Genomic DNA, 15,657 nt, shown 5'->3' on the forward strand with positions numbered 1-15,657 from the left:
CTAATGAATAGTATTGTTTAAAATAAATGACTAATTTAAAATATAGATATTCTGAATATTTAGAAATAAGGAGGGCTCATATGAAAAATATTTTATTTGTTGGTTTAGGATTAATTGGTGGAAGCTTAGCTAGTAATTTAAAATTTTATCAATCTGATCTTATAATTTCTGCCTATGATACTGATGTAACTCAATTAGATAAAGCAATGTCTATTGGTATAATTGACAAAAAGATTAATGATTATGCTCTTGGTGTTAAGGAAGCGGATATTATTATCTTTGCTACTCCAGTTCATCAAACAGCAATATATCTAAATTCATTACCTAATTATGAAACCAAATCACATTTGATTGTAACGGATACTGGCAGTACAAAACTTATCATTCAAAATTTTGAAAAACGTTTATTAGAATCAAATATTCATCTTGTTAGTGGGCATCCAATGGCTGGTAGCCATAAATCTGGTGTCCTTAATTCTAAAAAACACTTATTTGAAAATGCATACTATATTTTAGTTTACGATGATGAACGTAATACACAAGCGGCTAAAACATTACAATATTTGCTCTCCCCTACACTAGCTAAATTTATTATTACTAATGCGAAAGAACATGATTATGTAACGGGAATTGTTAGTCATGTTCCACATATTATTGCCTCTAGTTTAGTACACTTGAGTTCAAGCCATGCAAATGATCATGCTTTAGTCAAACAGCTTGCTGCTGGTGGATTTAGAGATATTACAAGAATTGCAAGTAGTAATGCCGAAATGTGGAAGGATATCTCACTTAGTAATAAACAAAATATCATTAGTTTACTAGAAGATATGCAAACCAATATTAAGGATATGATAGTTAAACTTAAAAATGAAGAAGAACAACAAATATATCAATTCTTTGAAGATGCAAAAATTTTTAGAGATCAATTACCTCTTAAGCAACATGGTGTAGTCAATGTTGGGTATGATTTATATATTGATATTCCAGATAAAGCGGGTATGATTAATAAAGTTACTTCTATACTTAGTTTACATAATATTTCTATAAGAAACTTAAAAATTTTAGAAGTTCGTGAGGATATTTTAGGTGCTTTACAAGTTACCTTTAAAACTCCAAAAGATCGTGAATTAGGTATTGTTGCTTTAAATGAATTTGATACTTATATTCCATAAAAATAGAAGTGGGCCAAAATTCAAAATGAGTTTTGACCTACTTCCGTTTATTTACATTTTATGACCTGCCATTAATCCTAATCTATTATGTTTTGTTCCAGATTCAGTATAAGAAATTGCTTTTGAAACGATGCCTTTACCATATTTCTTTTGTAACGTATCAATCGTTTTAGCTAAATTTTCATCTCTTTGTCTTTTATATTCATCTACAAATAAATTTAATTGTCGATTTTCTTCATTAATGAACTGTGTTAGTGAAACACTTAACGTACGATACAAAGCCTGTTTATCACACAACTGATTCGCATAATCATTAACGACTTTAAATATATCTTGTTCTAGATTTGTAGCATCAGTTAAAGTGTGTTGTTTATGTATTCCTCCACCTTGAGTATATCCAAATGAAAAATGTATAGTACGTGCTAATTGCTTTCTTTCTCTTAATCTACAAGCAACATCTTCAATCAACTCTTGCATCACAATTTTTGTTTCATTAAATTGATAGTCTCTCATCAAAATTTGGCTTTTACATATAGTTGGATTATTAATTTTACTTTTTTCTCTTATTTTACTTTGATCTATACCGTTAGCATGTAAATGCATATCAGTGCCTAATATACCAAAGTCTTTCTTCAAATATCTATGAGGATAATGGGCTAAATCACCTATTGTAATAATTCCTTTTTTATTTAACTTTATTTCTGTTTTTTTATTGATTCCCCAAAATGATTTTAATGGTGAAATACACCATAATTTATCGGGAATGTCATGATACCGCCACTCAGTAATACCTTCTTTGGTGTGTTTAGCTTCGATATCCATAGCTACTTTACTAAGTAACAAGTTAGATCCAATACCTATTGTGCAGTATATTCCCGTCTTATCCAAAATTTCTTTTTGAAAACACTTAGCAAAAGAATATACTGTAGTATTAAAAAGATGGTAGCTATTTGTTACATCCATAAAAAATTCATCAATACTATACTGATGTAAATCTTCCCCTGGAACATATTTAAGAGCAATTTTAGAAATTTCTAATGATACTTCTAGATATCTTCTCATACTTGGATTAATAATATAAATATCATTACGTTGTGGAATTTCAAATAATCTAGATCCCGTTTTAATACCAAGTTCTTTTAATTTAGGTGTTGCTGCCAAAACAACAGATCCTTGTCGCTTAGTGTCAGCTACCACTGCTAATTTTGTCATTAAAGGATCTAATCCTTTTTCTATACAAGACACACTAGCATAAAAACTTTTCTGATCTACACATAGTATGTCTCTATCTTCAAGTAAATTATAATCATACATATCAACCCCCTCCTTAGATAATTCAATTATATAAGAACACTTGTTCTCTTACAACATTAAAAAGAACAAATGTTCTATTTAAATATCTTGAAGTTCATTTTTTAAAAATGATATACTAAGCACATAATTATGTAAGGAGGAAAACATCATGCCGATTGTAAATGTAAAATTATTAGAAGGACGCTCAGATGAGCAATTAAAAAACTTAGTCACTGAGGTTACAAATGCAGTAGAGAAAACAACAGGCGCAAATAGAGAAGCAATCCATGTAGTCATTGATGAAATGAAGAAAAATCACTACGGTGTAGCTGGCGTAAGAAAATCAGATTAATAATATTATAATCTTCAAAGTTTACATAATAATATTATTGTAGTTAAATAGATAATAAATAAGCAGGCCACTTTGGCCTGCTTATTTATTATTCGTCTAAAAATGATTCTATTGCTTTTTTATTTTTCTCTTTATCAATATCTAATGCACTACCATCGTTATTAGTATTGATATTTTGATAAGAATTTTTTAACGGTACAGTTAGTGTTTCCACATTTTTATCGCCTCGTATTCCAAAACTTAGTCCTGTTTGGAAAATAGCTGAGTTTGGCATATCTGTATTAATATATCCTCTCAATATACCAGCTACTTTAGGTAATTTCACGATTGTACTTGGGGTAATCAATTCTTTCTTAAGTGTTTGCATAACTTGTTGTTGACGTCTCACACGTCCAAAGTCTCCCTCTGGATCATGTCTAAATCTCGCATAACCTAATAATTCTTTACCGTTTAATCGATGGTGTCCTTTTTTTAATGAAACCCCTATATTTTCTGACATATCTTTTTCAACATCAATTGGCACACCATTAGGTTCTAATTCATCAATCATTTTTTCAAAGCCAGTGAAATCAATGACTGCATAGTATTCAGGATTAATACCTAAATTTTTATTTAGTGTTTGTCTCAACAACTCTGGTCCCCCAAGTGAGTATGCAGCATTAATTTTATATTTGTCATAACCAGGAATTTCCGCATAAATATCACGCATAATTGACATCATTTTCATTTTTTTCTTAATATAGTCATACTGTACAACCATAATAGAGTCAGTTCTTGATTTTCCACCATTAGCTTGGTCAGCACCGAGCATTAATACTGTGATTTTCCCGTCATTTTTAACGGCTCCATTAAATTTATGAATTTTAATATCTTTTGCATGTTCTTGTGCATATTTCATACCACTTTGATATCCATGAACGACATACGTAATCATTGCAATAAGTAAAACTACAATAATCAGTATTACAAAAGGTAATTTTCGAAATTTTTTCTTCTTGCGTCGTTTAGAAGGTATCGTTGTCCCCGTTTGTCGTCTTAATATTGTATTATCCTTCTCTTCTGTCATATTTACCTACCTTACACTCTCTAAAATCTTCAAAATAATATTCGGATATACTATAATATATAAATAAGTTATATAAAATATCTTAAAAAATCAAGTGTTTTCAATAAATATTACAAAGGTGTTATGAAAGGATGGCGTAAATGAATATTAATACAGCATACTTCGCAGGAGGCTGTTTCTGGTGTATGACAAAACCGTTTGATCAATTTGAAGGTATTGAATCAGTAACATCAGGTTTTATGGGAGGATCAGTTAAAAATCCAACCTATGAACAAGTAAAGAGCGGAACTACTGGACACTATGAAACTGTTAAAATAGAGTATGATGTTGCTTTATTTTCTTATCATAAATTATTAGAAATATTTTTTTCAGTCATTGATCCATTAGATGCTGGGGGTCAATTCCAAGATAGAGGGTCACAGTATCAAACAGCTATTTTTTATACAAATGATGATCAAAGAAAAGTTGCGATTAACTATATCAAAGATTTAGAACAAACGATGCATTCTGATAAAGCCATTGCTACTAAGGTTCTTCCCGCTTCAAATTTTTATAAAGCAGAAGAATATCATCAAAATTTCTATAAAAAAAATCCTGAACGTTACGCACAAGAACAGCGAGATCGTGCAAATTATGATCCTCGTTCTAACTCATAATAAAAAAGATATCCGAAATTGTTTTCGGATATCTTTTTTATTTATGTCTAATCACTCGCATTACTTTTAACATACTGTACCAGAGAGAACTATCTTTTCTATACACCAAAAATCGCGGTTCCCACTGGGGACTATATTTTTCTTTATATCTTCGTAACCCCTGAAAACGATATAAACCATTAAAATGTTCAAACACACGTCCCGCAATACGTTCTCGTAAATAAGAATAATCGAGTTGACCTACATTTGATAAGGTAGCCATACCCATGTTAAAAGCTTTATACCCTTTTTCTTTACCCCATAATAACATATGTAGATATAATCCATCCATTAGAGGTAAATCTAATTCAGGTAACCAACGAATTAAATCTACTGAAATTGCTTCGTTATAGTATGTCGGCATTAATGTACAAAAAGCAATAATCTTACCTTCTTCATTTTTCATAATTCCAATTGGGGCTTTATCTAAATACTGTTCTGTAAATTGCCCAACAGAAAAATGCATTTCAGTACGTCCATCGAGCCACTTATCACTTACTTTTCTAAGCTCTTCTATAAACGCTTTAGAAAATGGTGGTTCTATAATGTCAAATTTAATATTTAAATCATTAAATTTATTCAGTGTTGCTCTAAAACCACGTCGTTTTTTTCCAGAAGTAGTAAATTGTGTTAAATCAATAATAGCCTCTTCGCCTAATTTAAAAAATTGATTTCCAAAATTATGATACAACGGCATAAAACGATCAGATACTTGATAGAAAATGACATCATAACCTAACTTTTCAGCATAACTATAGAAATCAGCCAACAATGATTGGAATGATGCCGTATTTCCAATTGGATCTCCCAATACGACCAGCGCATTTGATTTATATCTATACATAAGAAAAGCTTGTTCACTGTCATACATAAATACATCTTTATCACCGCTATATATCAAATGACTTAAATAATTCCCTCCATATGTTTCTATGATTGATTTACATTGAGAATATTCTTGTAATTGATGTGGGCGTTCAAAGCGACGACCAAATAACCATGCAATACCAACAATTAATAATATAACAACTATCACAGTTAACCAGAAATAGTATTTTAATAATGACGTATCCATTTCCAAGTGATATAAATCTAAAGCATATAAAGTTTCAGAAATAATGAAATGATTAATATATAAAACAATCACACTAATGACTAAGGTAAATATTAAGTTTTTTAATCTAAATGGACGTTTAAATACTTTCGCACGTCGATAAGCTAAAATAAGTAAGATAAAAATAATGATGAGCCATGTAAGTAACATGATAGAAGCATACGTATATAACGTTGCAAGAAATATTAACACAAGTGAAATCATTGAATAAATAATTGCTCTCTTACTTTGCTTATATATACCCCTTACATTAACAAGTAATATTAAACATGCACTTGTATGAATAGACAACATGATATAGTAAATAAAATGATCAGCATCATATAATCCATCATAAACAATCGTCACATTATTAATAAAGAAAATAAAACTTGTTAATAGTGCAAGAATAGATAAAGCAAATGCTGGGATTTTTGAAATAATATCTTTTTGATAAGACAGTATGAATGAGGTAACATCTTTAGCGGGTACAAAATATTTAGATTCTTCAAAGTACTTACGCGCAGAATTGCCAAATTCAAACGTAGATAGAATTAAAGCAATGATAATAGGTACAAAATAATAAGCAAAACGATATAGCAGTAAGGCAATCAATATTTTTTCTTCAGGAATATCTAAAGATTTTAGTCCTAATAAAACAACTAAATCAAATGCCCCGAATCCACCTGGAATAAAACTAATCAGTCCAGAGAGTGCAGCAATAATAAAAATACCAAGTAATGTTGTAAAAGCTACATGAATATCAATAATCCATGCCGACAAGTAAAGTACAACAGCAGCAGCTATCCATTCAATACTTGAAACAAGCGTGCAATATATCCCTACCAATTTATTATGTTCAGTAACCGGTTTAACGACTGTATACACTATAAAAATAGGTAAAAATAAAGCGACTACGTACAATACCCATTTTACAAAACGTACTTTATCAAGAATATGAGAAGCATCGAAAATATGAAGTACGACTAAAATAGATAAGAAGCTTAAACCAGTTAACATTGAAACTAATATGATTGAAATAGCGTGAAGTAATCTTTTTCTATCAGAAGTATAATTTTTATAAATAAATGTTCTAAATCCTGCGCCTATAAATCCACCAAATCCAACAATAGCATTAAATGCATTAATAATATAACTCAAACGAAATACTTTGTTCAGTGGTATACTCAACTTTAAAGTTTTAACAAGAATGACATCATATAAACTTAAAAGTAGCATTGATGCGCCACCACATATAAATAAACCAATTAAAAACCATCGATTGATTTTACTAAATGCTTCTAATGTTTGTTTGAAGTTAATATGTGACAATTCATGATATAAAGTAGCAACTACTACAATAAAAAGTGTGATAGCAAATACCACTTTTAATATAGATATTAATCTATTTTTATGTTCTTCAGTCATTATTCATTATTATCCTTTACATTATATTAATATAAAATATATCATATCATATTCTAGTTATATATCTTTAGACTATTGAACTAACATAATTGTAAGATAAAAGAGAGTGGAAGAGAATTCATCGTCCCACTTTTGCAAGATGATTAGTACTATATTAAAAAGCCTAAGACAACTCATTATGTCTCAGGCTTTTTAATATAGTGCTTTATTCTGCTTCTGTGTAATTTTTATGTTCTTCTTTTTTAATTTCATATTGACCTGCATCGTCACCATAATATTTATTGTAACGACGTTTAAATAATAAGAAAATGTGAGAAGCTAATACTTTTAAAATAGCATAGCCAGGAATACCTAAAATAACTCCTACAATACCTAACAAATTACCCGCACTTAATAAAATAAAGATAATTGTTAGAGGATGAATTTTTAATGTTTTCCCCATAATATTAGGAGAAATAAAATGACCTTCAATAAATTGAACTAACGTCCACACAATAATCAATTTTAATAGCATAAACGGTGAAGTAATAATCGCAATAATAATTGCCGGAGAAATTGCAATTGTTGGTCCTAAGTATGGGACTACACTCGTTACTGCAGCAATTGAAGCTAGAACTAACCCATAATCCAAACCAATAATCGAATAACCAATAAACAATAAAATACCAATACAAAATGATACAATAATTTGGCCTTGAATATATGATCCGACCTGTACACTCATTTTTTCTAATAAATCATGATAGTCTTTTCTAAATTTAGGTGGCATAATTTTAGTTGTATAGTCTCTAAATTTAGTTCCATCTTTCAACATAAAGAATAATACAAATGGTGTAGTTGCAATCACAACACCGACATTCACAATAGCTTCTGCAAATGTTCTAATTTTAGTTCCAAATCCACTAAAATAATCTGATGTTAACGATGGAATCTTTTTAGAAGTAGAATCAAGCCATTCCTGAATTTGATTATAAAATGAAGATAAAATAGACATATGTGTCACTTTATCAATAGCTCTATTAAATTTTTCAATATATTTTGGGAAGTTATTTGCAAGTTGTTTAATTTGATCACCAATCACAGGAATTAATAAATCAATAATTAATGTTGCACCTCCAATAATCACTAGAAAGACTATTGTAATTGCTAATAATCTTGGAATATTATAACGTTCCATCAAATTAATTACTGGATTTAACAAATAATACAAAATAAGCGATAAAATAATTGGCGCTGCAATAGTATTAAAGATAATGACAAAAGGCTGAAAAACATAAGAAATTTTGTCAAAGATGAATATAGTAATACCAAGTAATACTAATGAAACTAGCGCAAATAATAAATCTTTACCACCCAGAAACTTCATAAAGCGTGTTTCAGAAAAGCTTAGCTTATTAGCTTTCTTTCCTTCAACCTTTTTGTGGTCCATTGACATATCATTTTCACCGTACCCTTTAATCTAAAATAAAATAATCTATATTATATCATACCATGTAGCTTATTAATTTTGTGTGTTATTTTGAGATTGAAAATGATAAATATGCAAAGCTAAATAAACAATTTCTGAATCATCTATATCAATATCTAGATCTTTTTGAATAACTTTAGAAATCTTATATGCTGTACTATAACAATTAGGGTAATATGTTTTGACCATATTGATAAACTCATCTTGTGCATGAACGTATTCCTTTTTATTTAAACGACGAATTAGGAATTGAATATGTCTAATAAATCGTTGATATTGAACAGTTCGAGGATTTACAGGATACCCTATGTCATTTTCGATAATTAATACACATTTACTTATCATTTTATTAATTAAAGATATTTCACTCATAGGTAAATCTTCTTTATTTGAAGCAATATGCAATGCTATAAAACCTATTTCATCATCAGGAAATGTGACGTCTAATTTCTCATTTAATCGCTGTATAACTTGTGTGGCGATATCATATGCCTCACTATATAAATGTTTAGTTTCCATTGCAAAGGGATTACTAATTATTTGATTTTGTTTTAAGCGTTTATATGCAAAAGTAATATGATCGGTTAAGGCAATGACTAGTTGTTTATCATCTTTCATATAAGTTGTACTTGTAATATAGTTAACTGATTCAATAATTGCCTGTAAGACCTCTTCATCAGCTATTTCAACTAGAGATTTATAATATTCTTGTTGTTGTTTTTGATCTAATTTATACACTTTCTCAATAGAAGCATTATCATCTACGACCATTCCAGGCTTTTTATTAAAACCAATGCCTTTACCGATTAAAATAACTTCTTGATTACTATTGATGCATATGATGACGTTATTATTTAAAATTTTTGAAATATGATATTTGCTCATCATTATCATCCTTTTTTACTATTAAAATTATATAGTTAAACATTATATTTGAAAAGTCATTCTTTTAAAAAACACTTCTTTCTCGCATTACTCTAAGAGATGGAGAAAAGAAGTGTTGATTTAAATTATTAATGTTTTTTAGATATTTTATCTTCGCGTCCCCAAGATTCAATACCAAATAAATTAATCTCAAGGTTTTCTGGTTTAAATACCGGTTTTAAACCGGCACGTTTTTGTTGAATATAATCTTTCATAACAGCAAATGCAATATTTGAAAGACCTATAATGGAAACAAGGTTTACAATGGCCATTAATCCCATAAATAAGTCCGCTGTACTCCATACGGTTTCAGTTTTAACAACTGCGCCTATAAATACTAATACAACAACTAAGCATCTAAAAATAAATAAAATTGCTTTATTTTTAGATAGAAATTCTATATTAGATTGTCCGTAATAGTAATTACCAACTACAGAAGAAAATGCAAATAGCGTAATCGCGACAGTTAAGAAGATACCACCTGGAGAACCAAGATGTTCATTCAATGCAGATTGTGTAACTTCTACACCTTGTGGCGCTTTTTCACCAAATTTTAAGCCTGAGTAAAGTAAAATCATAATAGCTGTTGCTGTACAAACAAGCATTGTATCGAAGAAGACACCTAAAGATTGAAGTAATCCTTGTTTTACTGGATGTGGTACAGCAGCAGTAGCAGCCGCATTGGGTGCTGAACCCATACCTGCTTCGTTAGAGAATAAGCCACGTTTTATACCTTGTAAAATCGCTGTACCTACCGCGCCACCAGCGACTTGTTCCATTCCGAACGCACTTTTAATAATTGTACCAATCATTGGAATGATTTGATCAAAATTCATTAGTAAGATAAATAAAACTATACCAACATAAACGATAGCCATTATTGGAACAATTAAAGATGACAACGTTGCAATACTACGTACACCACCGAAGATAATGATTGCTGTAATGACAGCCAAAATAATACCAGTAATGACTGGACTAATATGATATTGTGTTCTTAAAGATTCAGCAATAGTATTCGATTGAACAGTGTTAAATACAAATGCAAATGTAACAGTAATTAACACAGCAAATGTGATACCAAGCCATTTTTGATTTAAACCTTTGGTTATGTAATAAGCTGGACCTCCTCGGAAGCCACCTTCTTTATCATGAACTTTGTAAACTTGTGCAAGTGTTGCTTCTATAAATGCACTCGCAGCTCCGATAAATGCGATAATCCACATCCAAAAAACTGCCCCAGGACCCCCTAACACAATTGCTGTTGCTACACCAGCAATATTTCCTGTTCCAACACGGGAACCTGCACTAATAGCAAATGCTTGAAAAGGTGAAATACCTTTCTCTCCATTTTTCAAAGTTTCTGGTTTTTCAACTAATGCTCTAAACATTTCAGGTAACATTCGTAATTGAACAAATTTAGAACTAATAGTAAAGAAGATACCTACTGTCAATAGTAAACCTATTAAATACTGTGACCAGATTAAATCATTTCCAACTTGAACAACAGATTTAAACCAATCAGGTATTAAACTATCAAAATCTCTCAATTAAATCCCTCTCATCAAAATTATTGTTATGATATACATTACAAGAGATTTATATTGTAGTATTAAAGGTCAAAATGTACATGTTTTTCATGTCATCACTTTGATATACTTATCAACAATATAAATCTCTTGTGAGTTATAAATAGTTAAATATTAAATTAATTTTATCATCTTATGAATTACTTGAAAACAAAAATTTTAAAATCATATTAATTTATTATCATTGATTTTACATTTCCAAATTCATTTGTATCAACTACAAATGAACCATTTGTATATTGTTCAGAAAGATGAATATTAGAAATTTCACCTGTTTCAGCATGTTTATCTGAATAAAGTGTATAGTATGTTTCATCTCTGACAACATATGCAGCTACAATACGATGAGGATTTTTTTTCAATTCTTTTAAAAGTGTAATACCTCTTTGTGCGCGTTTGGCATCTTGTAATATATCTTTAGCAATACGTTTTATTGCTCCTCTTTGGGTAGCCATAATTATTGAATTATTCTGATCAACAGTATCAGTCATAATAACATAATCTTCATCTTTTAAATTGATAGATTTCACACCAGCCGCTCTTAATCCTGTATCTGAAAGTTCTTCTGTAGAATACGTTAATGACATGCCTTTATGTGTAATAACAGTAATCATTTGTTCTTGAGTTATGCGAAGTACATTTACCACTTCGTCTTCATTTTTTAATTTTGTTGCAATGAGTGGCTTATTAAATCGCGTGGTTTTAAATAATGATTGATTACTCTTTTTAATCATGCCATTACGAGTTGCAATAATATAAAATGCTTTACCATCAAATGTTTTTTCGTTAAATACATCTATAATTCTCTCGTTTTCTTCTAAAGGCACAATTTGCGATACATGCTGACCTAACTCTTTCCATCGCACATCTGCAATTTTATGAATTGGAATAAAGAGATATCTTCCTTTATTTGTAAATACTAAAGCTGTATCTTGAGTATTTACAGTTTGGTATTTGAGTAGACTATCTCCCTCTTTTAAACCTACTTCTGTCACACCACTTGCATTAAAGCTACGTGTAGACGTACGTTTTATATATCCATGTCTAGTCACACTTAAAACCACTTCTTCACTTGGTACAATAACTTCTTTATCAATTTTTATTTCTGATATTTCCGCTTCAATTGAAGATAAACGTGATGTTTTAAAACGTTTTCGAATCTCTGTAAGTTCTTTTTTAATAACATTTAATAATGCGTCATGGTTATCAAGAATATTTCGGTACGCTTCTATTAATTTTTGTAATTCTTCATGTTCTTCTTCAAGTGCAACAATATCAGTATTAGTTAAACGATATAATTGAAGCATCACAATGGCTTCTGCTTGTGCTTCAGTAAAGTCAAATTCTTTTACTAAATTATCTTTTGCATCTTTTTTATTTTTAGAATGACGAATCAGCGCAATCACTTCATCTAATATAGATAAAGCTTTCATAAGACCTTCTACAATATGCATGCGCTTTTCAGCATGATTTAAGTCGTATTTTGTACGATTAGCTACAACTTCAATTTGATGATTTAAATAGCTGTCAATAATTTCACGTAGACCCATTAATTTTGGACGTCCATCACTAATAGCGACCATATTGAAATTATAAGTAATTTGTAAATCAGAATTTTTATATAAATAGTTTTTAATAGACTCTGAATTAACATCTTTTTTTAATTCAATAGCAATTCTTAAACCTGTACGATCTGTTTCATCACGTACTTCAATAATACCATCTACTTTTTTATCAGCACGAAGCTCATCAATACGTTTCACAAGCGAACTTTTATTCACTTCATAAGGAATTTCTGTCACAATTAATTGTTTACGTCCATTTCTTAACGCTTCTTCATCTACTTTTGAACGAACAACAATTTTTCCTTTTCCTGTTTCATAGGCTTTCTTAATACCATCAATACCTTGAATAATACCGCCTGTCGGAAAATCAGGACCTTTGATATATTTCATTAATTGATTTACTGAAATATTAGGATTATCAATATATTTTAATGTTGCTTGAATTACTTCACCTAAATTATGTGGAGGAATATCAGTAGCATATCCTGCCGAAATACCAGTCGAACCGTTTACTAGTAAATTTGGAAATCTTGCCGGTAACACCATAGGTTCAAGTGTTGTGTCATCATAGTTTGGTATAAAGGACACTGTTTCCTTATTAATGTCACGAACCAACTCCTCAGAAAGTTGACTTAACTTCGCTTCTGTATAACGCATCGCAGCAGGTGGATCATTATCAATACTACCATTATTACCGTGCATTTCGATTAATACATGACGCAACTTCCAATCTTGGCTTAAACGTACCATTGCATCATAAACTGAAGAATCACCATGTGGATGATATTGACCAATAACATCCCCAACTGTTTTCGCACTTTTACGGAAATTTTTATCATACGTATTGCCACTACTATACATAGCAAATAAAATTCTACGTTGTACAGGTTTTAAACCATCACGCACATCCGGTAACGCACGTTCTTGAATAATATATTTACTATATCTTCCAAAGCGATCACCAATAACATCTTCAAGTGATAGGTCTTGAATTATCTCACTCAATTGACTTCCTCCTCATCATATTCTTCAGTATCAAGTATTTGAACTTCTGTATTATCTAAAATACTTTGATCTTCTTGCATGCCAAATTCAACATGATTTTCAATCCATTCACGTCTTGGTGCAACTTTATCTCCCATTAATGTTGTTACACGTTTAGAAGAACGTACTTCATCATCGATTTGGACTCTAATCAACGTTCTTGTCTCAGGATTCATTGTAGTTTCCCACAATTGCTCAGGATTCATTTCACCTAAACCTTTATAGCGCTGTAAAATAAAGCCTTTACCTAATTGTTTTTGAAGTTTGTCCAATTCATCATCTGTCCAAGCATATTCTACTTTTTTAGATTTCCCTTTACCTTTTTCTAATTTGTATAACGGAGGTAATGCAATAAAAACACGACCTGCTTGAACAAGAGGTCTCATATATTTGAAGAAAAATGTTAATAATAACACTTGAATATGGGCGCCATCTGTATCAGCATCAGTCATAATAATAACTCTATTATAATTACTATCTTCTAATTTAAAATCATTACCAACACCAGCACCAATTGTATGAATAATTGTATTAATTTCTTCATTTTTGAAAATATCTTCAAGTTTTGCTTTTTCAGTATTAATCACTTTACCTCGTAAAGGTAAAATAGCCTGGAATTTTCTATCTCTTCCAAGTTTAGCTGATCCCCCTGCTGAATCACCTTCGACAAGATATAATTCATTTTTCTCAGTATTCTTACTTTGAGCAGGCGTTAACTTTCCTGATAATAATGTATCTTTACGTTTGTTTTTCTTACCAGAACGTGCATCCTCCCGTGCCTTACGAGCCGCTTCTCTTGCCTGTTGCGCTTTAATAGCTTTCTTCACAAGTGATTTAGATAATTGTCCTTTTTCCTCTAAATAATAAGGTAATTTTTCAGAAACAACAGAATCTACTGCACTACGCGCTTCTGATGTACCAAGCTTAGATTTAGTTTGTCCCTCAAATTGCAGTAATTCTTCTGGAATACGTACAGAAATCACTGCTGTTAATCCTTCTCTAATATCATTACCATCTAAGTTTTTATCTTTATCTTTAAGTTCATTGATACGGCGTGCATAGTCATTAAATACGCGTGTCATTGCTGTTTTAAATCCTACTTCATGAGTTCCGCCGTCTTTTGTACGTACATTATTAACAAAACTTAATATACTTTCAGAATATTGATCATTATATTGAAAAGCAACATCTACTTCGATTCCATTTGCAGCACCTGTAAACGTCGTAACATCATGCAATACTTCTTTACCTTCATTGATATAACTTACAAATTCTTTAATACCTTCTTCGTAATGATAAACATCTTCACGTTCTTTTCCATCACGTAGATCTTTCAATGTAATTTTTAAGTTTTTTAATAAGAATGCAGATTCTTGTAAGCGCTCACTTAATATATCAAAATTAAATGCCGTTGTTGCTTTAAAAATACTTGAATCTGGTTTAAATGTGACTTTTGTACCTGTTTTCTTAGTTTTTCCCGCTTTCACTAAACCAGAAGTTGGAATACCACCATCCTTAAAAGATTGCTTATAAATTTGTCCATCTCGATGAATTTCAACTTCTAACCATTCACTTAAAGCATTAACTACGGAAGCACCAACACCATGAAGTCCTCCAGAAGTTTTATATCCACCTTGTCCAAATTTACCTCCAGCATGTAATACAGTAAAAATAACTTCTACAGTAGGTTTACCAGACGCATGCATACCAGTTGGCATACCTCTCCCATTATCTTCCACTGAAATACTATTATCTTTATTGATTGTTACATCAATTTCATTACCATAACCATTTAAAACTTCATCGACGGAGTTATCGACAATTTCATATACTAAATGGTGTAATCCACGTTTATCAGTCGACCCAATATACATCCCAGGACGTTTTCTAACTGCCTCAAGTCCTTCTAATACTTGAATCGAATCATCTGAATAATGATTTGTCATTTTTGTTGCCAATGCGTTCGCC

General features: G+C 30.6%; 11 protein-coding genes. 3 read left to right on the forward strand and 8 right to left on the reverse strand.

The window, feature by feature from the left end:
- Positions 1 to 80: 80 nt before the first annotated feature.
- Entirely contained in the window at positions 81 to 1,172 is a 1,092-nt protein-coding gene (locus HMPREF2629_RS05175) for a prephenate dehydrogenase (RefSeq protein WP_048683130.1), read from the forward strand.
- A gap of 51 nt (positions 1,173 to 1,223) precedes the next feature.
- On the opposite strand, the gene HMPREF2629_RS05180 is transcribed toward HMPREF2629_RS05175, so the two are convergent.
- On the reverse strand, positions 1,224 to 2,486 hold the full coding sequence (locus HMPREF2629_RS05180; protein ID WP_017174683.1) for a Y-family DNA polymerase: 1,263 nt from the start codon (positions 2,484 to 2,486) through the stop codon (positions 1,224 to 1,226).
- 148 nt (positions 2,487 to 2,634) lie between these two features.
- Between HMPREF2629_RS05180 and HMPREF2629_RS05185 the strand changes: the two genes are divergently transcribed.
- Positions 2,635 to 2,817, forward strand: a complete 183-nt coding sequence (locus HMPREF2629_RS05185; RefSeq protein WP_070436430.1) for a 2-hydroxymuconate tautomerase — start codon at positions 2,635 to 2,637, stop codon at positions 2,815 to 2,817.
- Between the two features lie 88 nt (positions 2,818 to 2,905).
- Here the strand turns inward: HMPREF2629_RS05185 and HMPREF2629_RS05190 are convergent, their stop codons facing one another.
- Positions 2,906 to 3,883, reverse strand: coding sequence for an LCP family protein (locus HMPREF2629_RS05190; protein ID WP_049419820.1), 978 nt, complete (start codon positions 3,881 to 3,883; stop codon positions 2,906 to 2,908).
- A gap of 140 nt (positions 3,884 to 4,023) precedes the next feature.
- Between HMPREF2629_RS05190 and msrA the strand changes: the two genes are divergently transcribed.
- Entirely contained in the window at positions 4,024 to 4,539 is a 516-nt protein-coding gene (gene msrA, locus HMPREF2629_RS05195) for a peptide-methionine (S)-S-oxide reductase MsrA (protein WP_002449832.1), read from the forward strand.
- Between the two features lie 37 nt (positions 4,540 to 4,576).
- On the opposite strand, the gene mprF is transcribed toward msrA, so the two are convergent.
- The 6 genes from mprF to parE form a co-directional block, all read right to left on the reverse strand.
- Positions 4,577 to 7,099 (reverse strand): bifunctional lysylphosphatidylglycerol flippase/synthetase MprF, encoded by a 2,523-nt coding sequence (mprF, locus tag HMPREF2629_RS05200; RefSeq protein WP_048762429.1) that lies wholly within the window; start codon positions 7,097 to 7,099, stop codon positions 4,577 to 4,579.
- Between the two features lie 205 nt (positions 7,100 to 7,304).
- Positions 7,305 to 8,534 (reverse strand): AI-2E family transporter, encoded by a 1,230-nt coding sequence (locus HMPREF2629_RS05205; protein ID WP_048762427.1) that lies wholly within the window; start codon positions 8,532 to 8,534, stop codon positions 7,305 to 7,307.
- 66 nt (positions 8,535 to 8,600) lie between these two features.
- Complete coding sequence (glcT, locus tag HMPREF2629_RS05210; protein ID WP_048762426.1) at positions 8,601 to 9,452, reverse strand: glucose PTS transporter transcription antiterminator GlcT; 852 nt, start codon at positions 9,450 to 9,452, stop codon at positions 8,601 to 8,603.
- A 128-nt stretch (positions 9,453 to 9,580) separates the two neighbouring features.
- Positions 9,581 to 11,041, reverse strand: coding sequence for a glutamine transporter AlsT (locus HMPREF2629_RS05215; protein WP_017174677.1), 1,461 nt, complete (start codon positions 11,039 to 11,041; stop codon positions 9,581 to 9,583).
- Between the two features lie 209 nt (positions 11,042 to 11,250).
- The gene (parC, locus tag HMPREF2629_RS05220) at positions 11,251 to 13,650 is read right to left on the reverse strand and encodes a DNA topoisomerase IV subunit A (RefSeq protein ID WP_019835481.1); all 2,400 of its coding nucleotides are present in this window, start codon (positions 13,648 to 13,650) and stop codon (positions 11,251 to 11,253) included.
- Positions 13,647 to 15,635 (reverse strand): DNA topoisomerase IV subunit B, encoded by a 1,989-nt coding sequence (gene parE, locus HMPREF2629_RS05225; RefSeq protein ID WP_037541070.1) that lies wholly within the window; start codon positions 15,633 to 15,635, stop codon positions 13,647 to 13,649. Before parE ends, parC begins: the two co-directional genes overlap by 4 nt.
- Positions 15,636 to 15,657: the final 22 nt, after the last annotated feature.

Source organism: Staphylococcus sp. HMSC034C12 (assembly GCF_001835895.1).
Classification (GTDB): domain Bacteria; phylum Bacillota; class Bacilli; order Staphylococcales; family Staphylococcaceae; genus Staphylococcus; species Staphylococcus hominis.

Coding starts and splice junctions, on each gene's coding strand:
- HMPREF2629_RS05180 (WP_017174683.1), bottom strand. CDS start 2,486: ATGTATGATTATAATTTACTTGAAGATAGAGACATACTATGTGTAGAT.
- HMPREF2629_RS05205 (WP_048762427.1), bottom strand. CDS start 8,534: ATGTCAATGGACCACAAAAAGGTTGAAGGAAAGAAAGCTAATAAGCTA.
- HMPREF2629_RS05190 (WP_049419820.1), bottom strand. CDS start 3,883: ATGACAGAAGAGAAGGATAATACAATATTAAGACGACAAACGGGGACA.
- parE (WP_037541070.1), bottom strand. CDS start 15,635: ATGACAAATCATTATTCAGATGATTCGATTCAAGTATTAGAAGGACTT.
- HMPREF2629_RS05185 (WP_070436430.1), top strand. CDS start 2,635: ATGCCGATTGTAAATGTAAAATTATTAGAAGGACGCTCAGATGAGCAA.
- msrA (WP_002449832.1), top strand. CDS start 4,024: ATGAATATTAATACAGCATACTTCGCAGGAGGCTGTTTCTGGTGTATG.
- mprF (WP_048762429.1), bottom strand. CDS start 7,099: ATGACTGAAGAACATAAAAATAGATTAATATCTATATTAAAAGTGGTA.
- HMPREF2629_RS05175 (WP_048683130.1), top strand. CDS start 81: ATGAAAAATATTTTATTTGTTGGTTTAGGATTAATTGGTGGAAGCTTA.
- glcT (WP_048762426.1), bottom strand. CDS start 9,452: ATGAGCAAATATCATATTTCAAAAATTTTAAATAATAACGTCATCATA.